Genomic DNA, 12749 nt, shown 5'->3' with positions numbered 1-12749 from the left:
AATATTTAATAAATTTTGAGGCAGAAAAACATGAATAACGGTCTTACTCTTACACATCGTTGGTGGTGGCGCCTGATATAGCGGGACGGTAATGATCTGTTTGTAATTTAGATATCGTTATTCAAACCCCGCATTGCAAAAGCATTGCGGGGTTTAATTTTTTGAGGGAATGAGGTTTGATTTTTAGTCATATAACTACCACACCAGGCGAAGTAACAAGTATTACGCAAGTACGCGACTATATTAGTAGCCCTCTTGCATTATACGCGGCACTTGATAAGCCTAACTCACTACTGCTTGAATCGGCTGAGATTGATTCTAAAGACAGTGTAAAAAGTTTAATTTTAGTCGATTGTGCCCTGCGCATTGTATGCCAAGGTAAAACGGTAACCGTTACTGCAAAGTCAAATAACGGGCAGCAACTGCTTAGCTACTTACACGCTAATGTTAAAAGCTGTACAGCCACGCTAAACGATACAACATTAACGCTTGAGTACTTAAGCGCTAATAATGATATTGACGAGGCGAGCAAGCTGGTTGCCGATAATGCATTTAGCGCATTACGTACTTGTATTAACAGTATTAAAAGTACTACTAACAATCCTTTCTCGGTGTTTTTAGGCGGTGTATTTGCCTACGACATGGTGGCAAATTTTGAACAGTTAAGTGACGTGCCAGACGGCGAAAACACCTGCCCAGATTACGTATTTTATTTAGCCGAAACCTTAGTGGTTATTGATCATCAAAAACAAACAACTGAGCTTATTGGTAATGTATTTAACGGGCCAGACGTACATGCAAACTGCTTTGAAGTAGGTAAAGAGCTTGAGCGCTTAAATACACTATGTGATAACGCTGCTGAATTTAGTGCCGATATGCAAAGCGGCGAGTGTGACGTAAGCGTTGATATAAGTGACGAAACGTACTGTGAGCAAGTAGTAAAGCTTAAAAAGAATATTGTTGATGGCGATATTTTTCAGGTAGTGCCGTCGCGTACATTTTCACTACCTTGTCCTGACGCTTTGCATGCTTATAGCCAGCTTAAAAAGCAAAATCCAAGTCCGTATATGTTTTATATGCGCGATGAAGACTTTGCTTTATTTGGCGCATCGCCTGAATCAGCACTTAAATACACAGTGCAATCTCAGCAAGTTGAAGTATACCCAATTGCTGGCACTCGCCCACGTGGCAAATTTGCTAATGGGCAAATAAATCCAGACCTAGACAGCCGCATTGAGCTTGAACTTAGAAACGATCAAAAAGAGCGCGCCGAGCATTTAATGCTTGTCGATTTAGCCCGTAACGACGTAGCCCGCATTAGTGTTGCAGGTACTCGTTTTGCCAAAGAGCTATTAAAAGTAGACCGCTATTCACAAGTAATGCATTTAGTGTCACGCGTTGTTGGCACACTAAAACCCGATCTTGATGCACTGCATGCTTACCAAGCGTGTATGAACATGGGCACGCTTGTTGGTGCACCAAAGGTTCGTGCTGCTGAGCTTGTTCGTCAAACTGAAGGTAAGCGCCGTGGCAGTTATGGCGGCGCAGTAGGTTACTTAACCGGTGATGGCGCAATGGATAGCTGTATTGTTATTCGCTCAGCTTTTGTTAAAAATAATAAAGCGTATGTGCAAGCAGGTGCAGGTGTAGTGTTTGACTCAGATCCTATTTCAGAAGCAAACGAAACTCGCGCTAAAGCACAAGCGGTTATCACCGCCATAAAATCTACGTATAAGGCGGTATAAAATGAGTAAAGCGAATCCTATTAAAATCTATTTTTTAGATAACTTTGACTCATTTACATATAACCTTGTTGATGAGCTGACGATGCTTGGCTGCGAACTGGTTGTTTACAGAAACAACATTAGCGCTGAGGTTATTTTTAACAAAATGCGCCAAGAGCAAGGCCAAGTGCTATTAGTACTTTCGCCGGGTCCTGGAACACCAAGCGATGCAGGCTGTTTAATGGAGCTTATTGAACTCTCTAAAGGCCACTTCCCTATGCTGGGTATTTGTTTGGGTCAACAAGCGTTAACCCAAAGCTATGGCGGAGTAATCGGTCACGCGGGTGAAACCGTACATGGTAAGTCTTCAATTATTAATTTAGGCGAGCATCCTGTATTTGATGGTATGGGCAATACAATGCCTGTAGCACGTTACCATTCATTAATGGCAACAAAGGTGCCTGATAATATTGAGGTTATTGCCCAATACGAAGATATCCCTATGGCTATTTATCATCATGATGACAACGCATTGGGTTACCAGTTTCATCCAGAATCAATACTAACGCCAAACGGCGCAATGCTACTTCAGCAAAGTGTCGCTTACTTAACACGCGCTAAATAAAAGAGGACATTATGAGTACACAACCAGAACAACCCATAAATGTTCAACACGCGATTGAGCAACTAATTACTGGGCAATCATTAAGCTACGCAGACGCCAAAGCGCTGTTTGATGAAATAATGCAAGGTAATATGAGTGAAATTGAGCTAACCGCCCTACTTATAAGCCTTAAAATTAAAGGCGAAGTAAGCGACGAGATTGCAGGCGCTGCAGCCTCAATGCGCGAAAACGCCGTTGCTTTTACTACCTGCAGTACGCAACTTGCCGATAGCTGTGGCACTGGTGGCGATGGCTCAAACACAATTAATATAAGTACAACGGCTGCAATTGTTGCCGCTGCTGCCGGTATTAACATGGTAAAACATGGTAATCGCAGTGTATCGAGTAATTCAGGCTCAGCCGATTTACTCAAAGCCCTGGGCATTAATATAGATATGAGCCCAGAGCAAGCAGCAAAATGTCTTGAGCAAACCAATTTTACCTTTTTGTTTGCACCACACTATCACAGTGGCGTACGCCATGCGATGGGCGTACGAACATCGCTTAAAACACGCACTATTTTCAATATTTTAGGTCCGCTTGCTAACCCTGCTGCACCTGAAGTGCAATTACTCGGCGTCTATAACGAAGCGTTGTGTATGCCAATGGCACAAACACTTAAAACCCTTGGCACAAAGCGCGCTATGATTGTTCACGGCTCGGGCACTGACGAAATAGCCCTACACGGCCCAACAACGGTAGTTGAGCTAAATAATGGCGAGATTACGCAGTACACACTAAACCCAAGCGACTTCGACCTTGCAAACTATTCACTTGAACAACTCGCTGGTGAAGGCCCACAATACAACGCAAATGCTAGCCTCGCCATCTTGCAAGGCAAAGGCACAGATGCACATAATGCTGCTATTGTGGTTAACGTAGCTGCCCTTTTATACCTAACAGGTAAAGCAGAAACGTTAAAAGAAGGAGCAAAACAAGTACAAACATTATTAAGTTCAGGGCAAGCCATGAACACACTAAGTGCAATTATTGAGGTAAGTAATGGCTAATGTATTAGACAAAATTGTTGCTGATAAAAAATTAGAACTAATTGAGATAAAAGCTGCACGTCCGCTTGAAAGCTTTAAGCATCTTGCAGTGCCTACAAGTCGTAGCTTTTATAAAGCACTTGCAGCACCTGGCACTCAGTTTATTTTAGAGTGTAAAAAAGCATCGCCTTCAAAAGGGTTAATTAGAAACCCATTTGATTTAACTGAAATTACTTCAGTTTATAAAAAATATGCTACCTGCATGAGTGTGTTAACTGATGCTAAATATTTTCAAGGCAGCTTTGACTACCTCGAATTTGTGCGCAGCCAAGTAGAACAACCGCTTATCTGTAAAGACTTTTTTATAGACGAGTACCAAGTGTATATGGCACGTATTTATGGTGGTGACGCTATATTACTGATGCTTTCGGTACTCGATGACGAAAGCTATAAAGCACTGCATGCTGTTGCCGATTCACTTAATATGTCGGTGTTAACCGAAGTAAGTAATGAAGAAGAAGTACACCGCGCACTTGCGCTTGATGCACAAATTATTGGTATTAATAACCGCGATTTACGCGATTTAAGCACCGATTTAGCCACTACCGAAAAGCTACGCAAACTTATCCCAGCAGATAAAGTGGTTATTTCGGAATCGGGTATTTACACCCATCAAGACGTAAAACGTTTAGCTCCTCTATGCGATGGCTTTTTAATTGGCAGCTCACTTATGAGCGAGCGTGATTTAGAGCAAGCATGTCGCCGTGTTATTTTAGGCGACAATAAAGTATGTGGTTTAACACGTAGCCAAGATGCACAAGCGGCATATCAAAACGGTGCTGTTTACGGTGGTTTAATTTTTCACCCTAAATCGCCGCGTTATGTTGATTTAGATTGCGCAAGAGAGCTTAGCCAAAGTGCTCCGCTTAATTTTGTAGGTGTATTTGTAGATGCCCCCATTGAGCAAGTTGCTCAATACGCAAGTGTGCTAAAATTAGCGGCAGTTCAATTACATGGCCAAGAAAGTGACGATTACATTGCTGACTTGCGTACACAGTTACCAACTAATTGCGAAATTTGGAAAGCCCAAGCAATAAAAGATGCATTGCCAACGCCTGTAAATGGGGTTGATCGACACCTTTACGATACACACAGCGATACACAAGCTGGCGGTACAGGTAAAGCATTTGATTGGTCGGTGCTTAGCGGCGCAACTACACCGTTTATGCTCGCTGGAGGCTTAAATCCAGACAATATTAAAGATGCGCTTTTTAAAGGTGCCTTAGGCCTTGATTTAAACTCAGGCGTTGAAGAATCTGCGGGTAAAAAGTGCCCTAACAAATTACATAATGCTTTCACAAGCATCAGAAATTATTGAGGTTAAAATGCAAAATCCAGCTTATTTTGGCGAGTTTGGCGGTATGTTTGTACCTGAGTTACTTGTCCCTGCGCTTAAGCAGTTAGAAAATGAATTTAACAAAGCACAAAAAGATCCTGAGTTTCAGGCAGAGCTAAGTAAATTATTAAACGAGTATGCGGGTCGTCCTACCCCACTTACTTTAACGCGCAATTTAGTTAAAAACCCAAAAGTAAAACTGTATCTAAAGCGTGAAGACTTATTACACGGCGGCGCACACAAAACGAACCAAGTACTTGGCCAAGCGTTACTTACTAAGCGTATGGGTAAAAAACAAGTCATTGCTGAAACTGGTGCCGGTCAACACGGCGTTGCAACCGCGCTTGCATGTGCACTACTGGGTTTAAAATGTCGTATTTATATGGGTGCAAAAGACGTTGAACGTCAGCAACCTAACGTATTTAGAATGAAGTTAATGGGTGCAGAGGTTATTCCGGTAACAGCGGGTTCTGGCACATTAAAAGATGCAGTAAATGAAGCGCTGCGTGACTGGTCAGCAAATTACCAAGACGCACACTACCTACTAGGTACAGCTGCGGGTCCTCACCCATTCCCAACAATTGTACGCGAGTATCAAAAAATTATTGGTGAAGAAGCTAAGCAACAAGTACTTAAAGCAGAAGGTCGTTTACCTGACGCCGTTATTGCCTGTGTTGGTGGTGGTTCAAACGCAATTGGTATGTTTACTGACTTCATTGACGAGCCAGGCGTTAAATTAATTGGTGTTGAGCCTGCTGGTAAAGGGCTTGATACAAATGAGCACGGTGCAACAATTTGTAAAGGCACAAAAGGCATATTGCACGGTACTTATACGTACATTATGCAAAATGATGATGGCCAAATTGAAGAGTCTTACTCTGTATCAGCGGGTCTTGATTACCCAGCTGTTGGTCCTCAACATGCATTTTTACACGAAACTGGTCGCGCTCAATACGTGGGTATTACCGATACAGAAGCGCTTGATGCGTTTCAGTCGCTTGCTAAAAATGAAGGGATTATTCCGGCGCTTGAATCAAGCCATGCGTTAGCTTATGCGCTTAAGTACGCAGAGGAGCTAACCGAGGAAAGTGTTATAGTGATTAATTTAAGTGGTCGTGGCGATAAAGATTTAGCACACGTTCACAATGTACTAACTGAAAGAGGTCAGCTATGAGCCAAGTAAAAACGGATCGTTACGGCAAAATGTTTGCAGCGCTTAACGAGCAAAAACAAGGTGCTTTTGTACCATTTGTAACGATTGGCGACCCAGGTAAAGAGCAAAGTATTGCGATTATTAAAAGTCTAATTGACGGCGGAGCAGATGCGCTTGAGCTTGGTATTCCGTTTTCTGACCCAATTGCAGATGGTCCAGTAATTCAAAAAGCTAATATTCGCGCCCTCGATGTGCACATTAACACACAAGATTGCTTTGATATTATTAAAGAAATACGTGAGTATAACGCCGATATTCCAATTGGCTTATTATTGTATTCAAACCTTGTGTTTAAACGCGGTATAGAAGCATTTTATAAAGATGCAAAAGCGGTAGGCGTAGACTCAATTTTAGTGGCTGATGTGCCTTTACATGAATCTAAAATGTTTAGAAAATCAGCTATGGATAACGGTGTAGACCCAATTTTTATTGCAACACCAAATGCAGATGACGACACACTTCGCCAGTGCGCCTCTTACGGTCGTGGTTACACGTATTTACTATCGCGCGCTGGTGTTACCGGTACCGATACTAAAGCACAAATGCCAGCGGGTAATATTGTTACTAAATTAAAAGAATACCATGCAGCCCCTGCTCTTTTAGGGTTTGGCATTTCAACGCCAGATGATGTAAAAGCGGCTCTTAATGCAGGTGCAGCCGGTGCTATTTCAGGCTCTGCTGTGGTTAAAATTATTGAAGCTAACCTTAATGATTTACCAACAATGACCGCGCAACTAAAAGCATTTGTAGCCGATATGAAAGCAGCTACATCGCTTTAAGCCATCGCTATAAGCTAACTAGGGCGTGTTTTATACGCATTAAAAAAAGGGCATTTAAAATGCCCTTTTTTGTTTTTTAAAATCAAACGCTGTATCAATAACCAAACGTTTTAAAAAAGAAAATTAGTGAGCTTGGTGTTTACCCTCTAAAATCTCTTCAATAAATTTAGCATTAAATGCTTCTAAATCAGCTGGGCTTCGGCTCGTTACTAAGCCTTTATCTACACATACTTCTTGGTCAACCCAATTGGCACCTGCATTAATTAAATCACTTTTAATACTTGGAAAAGAGGTAATGGTACGGTCACGCAGTTTATTAATTTCAGCTAACAACCACGGAGCATGGCAAATTGCTGCAACGGGTTTATTTTTTTCTGCGCCAAAAAAGCCATCAATAAAGGCTTTAGCATCTTTATCTTGGCGTAAACTGTCTGGGTTAAATAAACCACCAGGTAGCATAAGCGCGTCGTAATCAGCGGGGTCTGCGTTTGTGACTAGTTTATCTACTGTTACTTTATCGCCCCACTTGTCTTCATCCCAGCCCGTAATTTGGCCTTCTTTAATTGATACTATTTCGATGTTTGCACCGGCATCAAGTAATGCGCTGCGTGGAGATAAAAGCTCACTTTGCTCAAACCCATCAGTGGCTAAAATTGCAATTTTTTTGCCTTGTAAACGCGTGCTTGTTTGTAATGTACTCATTGAGATCTCCTTATTTGATACCAACCTGCATAAATCTTTGAGCAATTTAACGAATTAAATCGCACTATAACGTCGTTAAAAACCTTTCATTTAGAACAACTAAATACGAAAAATTTTTGCCTAGTTCTAGCGTAATTTTCTTAACGTTCAATAGACCCCATATATAAGCGGACTGGTATTATTTAAAAATATGTTCGAAACACACAGTTAAACAGCATAATGCATGCCGATGGCAAGCAATTGAAAATAAAGGATTTAATGTAAGTGGGATTTATAATACCATGTAAATCATTTAGAGATTATGAATAATCTACATAGGTGCGAATTTATTTCCAGCTCATATAATTTAAAGCCACCAAACGCGAGGTGTAAAACCTCACCTACAACATATACCCGTAGGTGCGAATTTACTTCGCGCTCATGTAACTTATCTATCAATACGGGGTTTAAAACCTTAAATAGAATTAAAGTAGATCTTTTAACGCTTTAGCAGGCTTAAAAACCGCTTTATTAGCGCCTTCTATTTCAATTGCAGCACCTGTTTGCGGGTTACGTCCAGTACGCGCTGGGTAATAACTTAGTGCAAACGTACCAAAGCCATTTATTTGAACCTGATCACCCTCAGAAAGCGATTTAGTAATTACTTTTTGCAAGCTTGAAAGCGCCGCTTGAGAATCTTTTTTTGTTAATTCACTTTTGTGTGCAATGGCAGCAACGAGTTCTGCTTTATTCATTTTAGGCTCCTAAATACACGCCAAATCAGTGTTGGTTAAGCGTGGGAATATGATGATATAAAAAATACCAAACCAAATTGGCAATAAAGCCACGCAGGCTAAGGGTTACAGGGCAACAAGTCAACCTTGTAGTTGTTAAGCTTTATGTGGTAAAAAGCCTTTGACTCTTTTTTGTATAATTTAGGTAAGCTATGCACGCATTAATTGAATACATCCCACTCATACTGTTTTTTGCAGTTTTTAAGCTAGTCGATATTTACTGGGCTACCGGTTTATTAATGGCAACTACACTCATTCAAGTTGCTTATAGCTACTTTAAACATGGCTCTGTGCCAACTCGTCAGTGGATATTTTTTGGCATTGCTGCCGTGTTTGGTACGTTAACGCTGGTACTTCATGATGAGCAATACATAAAATGGAAAGCAACACTCATATACGCAGGTTTAAGCTTAACGTTACTTGTTAGCCGTTATGTACTTAAGAAAAATCTCGTTAAAAAAGCGCTTAGCTCAATCCTCGAAAATGCTAATGATACAAAACAAGCCATTGTAGTCCCAGAACCATTATGGGATAAGCTTAACCTAATGTGGGTTGCTATAACTGCTGGCATCGCAGCACTAAACATTTATATTGCATATAATTTCTCGCTCGACTTTTGGGTTAATTTTAAAGTGTTTGGTTTAATGGGTATTACCTTTGTGAGTATTTTTGCCACTATTATTGCCTTGTACAAATACCTCCCTAGTGAAGAAGAACCTGCAAAATAATTTTATAGATCACTTTGTAGATTACTAATCTCGTCATAAAAATGTCGTCTTAGCTTGATAGCTTATTAAAAAAACAAGTTGAGACGACCTTGAACGCCAATCAATATCGCTGGTTTGAATTTACCCTCATTTTTGTGTTACTACCCTTATTGGGTTTTGTATTACGCGAGTATTTAGCTAACTGGCTTATTCCTGCGCTTATTATTTTAATGAGCGTGTGTTGTATGTTGCTACTGGGCGATCCCCACTTTAAACGTTTTAGGCTTACAAGCCTTGGGCAATTTTCTGCTGTTAAAAAACGTGTGTTTAGCTTCTTTTTTTTAGGTGCACTGTTCTCAGGTATGTTTTACGGGATTATTCATCAGGGCAACTGGTTTACCCTTCCCCGCAACTCGTTTAATGATTGGCTTTTACTGTTGCTACTCTACCCAATACTGTCGGTTATTCCTCAAGAGTTAATATTCAGAACGTATTTTTTTCATCGTTATAAACGCATCATGCCCAAAAAAGCAGTGCGTATTGTAGTTAGTGCGAGTGTATTTGCGTTGGCGCATATTGTGTATGCAAATTGGATTGCAGTAGGTTTAGCATTTTTAGGTGGCTTACTGTTTGCCTATACCTACGCACAAAGCCGCTCAACCGTCGTGTGTGTTATTGAGCATAGTTTATGGGGGATATGGATGTTTACACTTGGGATCGGCAGCTACCTTAATTCAGGCGCATTTAACTAATATAACAAGCATTAAAAAATCCGATACTAGAAAACTAATATCGGATTTTGAATATTTCTAAAACCACTTAACTAATGGTTAAAATAACGATTCAAACTCACCATTTGGAAATAAAACACCAGGAATACCACGTACTGCAGTAACATCAGCTAGTTTAGTATCACCAAAATATAAACCGCCACTGTAATTACGGCCCTTTTGCTTTACATCTAACCAACGTCCATTTTCGCCTTTCGCTATTAGATTAATGTTGCCACTAACATCACGAATACGTAAATCTAACGCACGGTTTTTTATGCTAACAAATATATCTGTAGAGGTAAGTTCTGATAAGTTTTCAACATCGCCCACGTAAGCAAACTTAAAATCGCTTGCACCACTCAACGGAAAATCTAATTCAAAAGTAAATGCTAAATCGTCATTATCTTCACCAATAAAAGGCGAAGCCTCTACTGCAGTAATATGAAATGCAGTGTCTTGAATGTCACTTACGTAATCACCATTAAAATCAAAAGTAGATAACGTCGTAGACTCTTCACCTAATGAATTAACAAAGCGATTTAAGTTTAGTGATAAGTCACCTTCAAGTTTACCAGCGGCTTTATTGATAATTACATTGGTAGTTACCTGTGTAATACCTGTGTCGGCTTCTGGATTTAATTCACTTTGAGCATCTATACCATCAAACTGAATTAGCAACTCACTTACATCTACACTTAATACCGTAGCACCATTTGTAATCGTTGCGCTCATCACACCTTCAATTTTATTACCTAATACACCACTTACTCTAAATGTTGGAATTGATAAATCAATTGTTATAGGTAAATCATCATATGTGCCAGTTATAGCCCAAGTATAAGGTGATTGGCTGTAATCAATATCTAAGTCACGAAGTTTATATTGTCCTGATGGTGTAGAGCCATCAGCTAGTGGTGAATAATTTGTAATAACTTCGTTTAAAGCATTAGTAAGTGCATCAAGTGTTCTTTGTGTGTCTTCATCAAACGCACTTTCAAGCTCAGCGAATTTTGCGTCTAATTCATCTGAATAGCTTTTTTCTTGAAGTCTTGCTGCACCTATAATATTTCGTGTATCAACAAGTAACTCTCTTGAATCTAAGCTTTGAACTTCTGTTGAGCGAGCCTGCCAATTTGTAAATGTAGTTACACTTGCAATCGTTTGCTTAACTTGACCAGCTACATTTTGCAGTAAAGCATTACCTTGGTCGCTAAATAAGTTATCTGTAACATACTGCGCTGCTAAATCGCTATAATCTTGCCATGCTTGCTGGTCAGTCTCTAAGTTAGTAAATGCATTAAAAGCACTTTCAACACTAAACGAACTATCAGCAACACCAGCTAAAATTGCCGCGTAAGTAAATGCATTAGTAACCATTTCTGCTTCAACACTTGCATTTAAATTGCTGTGCGTTAAATGATAAAAAGGCGTGGCTGATAAACTAGCTTGCGTAGCACTAAAGCCTTCATCTGTAATTGCTTTACTCAATGGCGATAAATAAACCGTATTTACACCTGGTGCACTAAATGCATCTGCTTTGTAATTAAGAGTAACGGCTGTCAATTCTTGGTAGTCTATTAAACGGTTTGCGTTTAAGTCATTTACATCACCACGAACTGTTCTGCCACAACCTGTAAAGCGAGGACAAGGTAGAGCAGTATCACTCGGTATAAACTCAAAACTATTAAAAGTAAGTGGAGTTACACTTACACTCGCAGTATTGATGTTTTCGACTTCAATTGATTCTTGCACCACCCCGTCGCTATCTAAAACATTAAGCGTGCCCTGTGGTGATTGCCAATTAGATACATAAAAACTCACAGAAGAAGATGTAGCAATCTCACTCACTGCAACAGATTCTGAACTGTCACTGTCTGATGAAGAACCACAACCTACCAATGCAATAGCTACCCCTAAGGGTATAATTTGTTTTAACATCTTCATTCCTTAAAACTTAATGTTCACGTACCAATTCACATTAGCATAATAGGCTTTATCTAAATCTAGGCTATCAGTTTGTAAATTAAGACCAAAATACTCGTTTTCTATACCAACTAAAAATGCTTCACTTTTTGTCTCATAGCCTGCCTGTACTTTCCAATGATCCCAAAAGTGTATACGGCCTTTTAATTGGCTGAACGTGTCTTTGTCGTAACGTTTTAAAGTTAACTGAGTCGAAAATCGGTCGTTTATTCTGTAATCGGCAAATGCTTGTAGTCGCATTTCCATTTCTAAATCATGAGATACCGTATTTCCAAATGCAGATGTTTTTAATGAAACTGTTGGCTGAGTAATAATATCGCCGTTGTCATCTTCGCTAAATGGAATTTCAGTAGTTTGACCTTTTACAGAGCCGCTGTCTTCGTACTCTGTTTTATAGAGTAAATCTTTTACGCTAAAACCAACTTGAAGCTCATCATTTACTTGCCAATCAGCAAAAATATCTAGGCTATAGCCAAGCCCTTCAGGTTTTTGTGAAGGTGAAAACTTTTTAAATAATATGTCTTTTGAAAAGTTGTAATCGACAGTTACAGCGCCTTCAACTTCATCACTATAAATTTCACCATTTACAGTGGCATCTTGATAGTGCGAGCTGGCAAAAACAGAAAGTTTAGGTGTTATTGTTAATGCATTTTTATCTAAAAATTTAAAATCATAAGATACAAATACACCGTTAGACGTTGCTTGTTTAGCATCAAGGTAATATGTATAAAATCTATCTTCAAACTCTAGATCATTTTTTTCGGTATGAGTATATTTGGCTGTATCAGGATCAAAGTTAAGAACATAGTCGTAACGACTTTGTAAACCTACCTTAAAATTACCGTAGCCAACACCTACTTCAAATATATTATAGGTGAATGCACTGTCACCCGATTTTAATGGAGCATCAAAATCATCTACAAAGGCTTGTACTGGTTGTGCTTCTGTATAAATTTCTGCGTCAAAGTGGGTAAAAATTTGAAATTGGTTATCTGCGGAAGCAAGAGGAGAAATAAAAGCTGTTGAAAATCCTAACAAGAGAATTT

The 12749-nt window shown here is 39.7% G+C and carries 12 protein-coding genes; 8 read left to right on the top strand and 4 right to left on the bottom strand.

The genetic code is table 11. The features are described from left to right. Positions 1-176: 176 nt before the first annotated feature. Genes GQR46_RS08505 through trpA form a run of 6 tightly spaced genes read left to right on the top strand, consistent with a single transcriptional unit; the run spans position 177 to position 6765 of the window. A complete protein-coding gene (locus GQR46_RS08505; protein WP_165740700.1) occupies positions 177-1745 on the top strand; it encodes an anthranilate synthase component 1 in 1569 nt (522 codons plus the stop codon). Position 1746: 1 nt separating this feature from the next. Further along, positions 1747-2349 (top strand): aminodeoxychorismate/anthranilate synthase component II, encoded by a 603-nt coding sequence (locus tag GQR46_RS08500; protein ID WP_007582498.1) that lies wholly within the window; start codon positions 1747-1749, stop codon positions 2347-2349. An 11-nt stretch (positions 2350-2360) separates the two neighbouring features. Further along, positions 2361-3398 (top strand): anthranilate phosphoribosyltransferase, encoded by a 1038-nt coding sequence (trpD, locus tag GQR46_RS08495; protein WP_165740699.1) that lies wholly within the window; start codon positions 2361-2363, stop codon positions 3396-3398. Further along, positions 3391-4755, top strand: a complete 1365-nt coding sequence (gene trpCF, locus GQR46_RS08490; protein ID WP_165740698.1) for a bifunctional indole-3-glycerol-phosphate synthase TrpC/phosphoribosylanthranilate isomerase TrpF — start codon at positions 3391-3393, stop codon at positions 4753-4755. Before trpD ends, trpCF begins: the two co-directional genes overlap by 8 nt. A 7-nt stretch (positions 4756-4762) precedes the next feature. Continuing rightward, on the top strand, positions 4763-5947 hold the full coding sequence (gene trpB, locus GQR46_RS08485; RefSeq protein ID WP_010554212.1) for a tryptophan synthase subunit beta: 1185 nt from the start codon (positions 4763-4765) through the stop codon (positions 5945-5947). Further along, the gene (gene trpA, locus GQR46_RS08480) at positions 5944-6765 is read left to right on the top strand and encodes a tryptophan synthase subunit alpha (protein WP_024590411.1); all 822 of its coding nucleotides are present in this window, start codon (positions 5944-5946) and stop codon (positions 6763-6765) included. The genes trpB and trpA overlap by 4 nt, the downstream gene beginning before the upstream one ends. Before the next feature lie 123 nt (positions 6766-6888). Here trpA and GQR46_RS08475 read toward each other — a convergent pair whose 3' ends face one another. Together GQR46_RS08475 and GQR46_RS08470 are read right to left on the bottom strand one after the other, a co-directional pair. Beyond that, positions 6889-7467, bottom strand: a complete 579-nt coding sequence (locus GQR46_RS08475; RefSeq protein WP_007582489.1) for a type 1 glutamine amidotransferase domain-containing protein — start codon at positions 7465-7467, stop codon at positions 6889-6891. Between the two features lie 464 nt (positions 7468-7931). Then, positions 7932-8201 carry an HU family DNA-binding protein gene (locus GQR46_RS08470; RefSeq protein ID WP_007375441.1) on the bottom strand — a complete coding sequence of 90 codons (270 nt, stop codon included), beginning with the start codon at positions 8199-8201 and terminating at the stop codon, positions 7932-7934. Between the two features lie 191 nt (positions 8202-8392). Here GQR46_RS08470 and GQR46_RS08465 point away from each other — a divergent pair, with 191 nt between their 5' ends. Together GQR46_RS08465 and GQR46_RS08460 are read left to right on the top strand one after the other, a co-directional pair. Then, a complete protein-coding gene (locus GQR46_RS08465; RefSeq protein WP_165726114.1) occupies positions 8393-8968 on the top strand; it encodes an inner membrane-spanning protein YciB in 576 nt (191 codons plus the stop codon). Positions 8969-9057: 89 nt separating this feature from the next. Next, positions 9058-9699: a CPBP family intramembrane glutamic endopeptidase gene (locus tag GQR46_RS08460; RefSeq protein ID WP_165740697.1), complete on the top strand. Its 642-nt coding sequence runs from the start codon at positions 9058-9060 to the stop codon at positions 9697-9699. A gap of 78 nt (positions 9700-9777) precedes the next feature. On the opposite strand, the gene GQR46_RS08455 is transcribed toward GQR46_RS08460, so the two are convergent. Both GQR46_RS08455 and GQR46_RS08450 read right to left on the bottom strand, forming a co-directional pair. Continuing rightward, entirely contained in the window at positions 9778-11658 is a 1881-nt protein-coding gene (locus GQR46_RS08455; protein ID WP_165740696.1) for a hypothetical protein, read from the bottom strand. A gap of 9 nt (positions 11659-11667) precedes the next feature. Next, the gene (locus GQR46_RS08450; protein WP_346766799.1) at positions 11668-12747 is read right to left on the bottom strand and encodes a hypothetical protein; all 1080 of its coding nucleotides are present in this window, start codon (positions 12745-12747) and stop codon (positions 11668-11670) included. Positions 12748-12749 lie beyond the last annotated feature (2 nt).

Source organism: Pseudoalteromonas sp. Z1A6 (assembly GCF_011378745.1).
GTDB classification, from domain to species: domain Bacteria; phylum Pseudomonadota; class Gammaproteobacteria; order Enterobacterales; family Alteromonadaceae; genus Pseudoalteromonas; species Pseudoalteromonas arctica.
The sequence above is the reverse complement of the archived record's forward strand: the minus strand, read 5'-3'. Positions and strand labels throughout refer to the sequence as shown.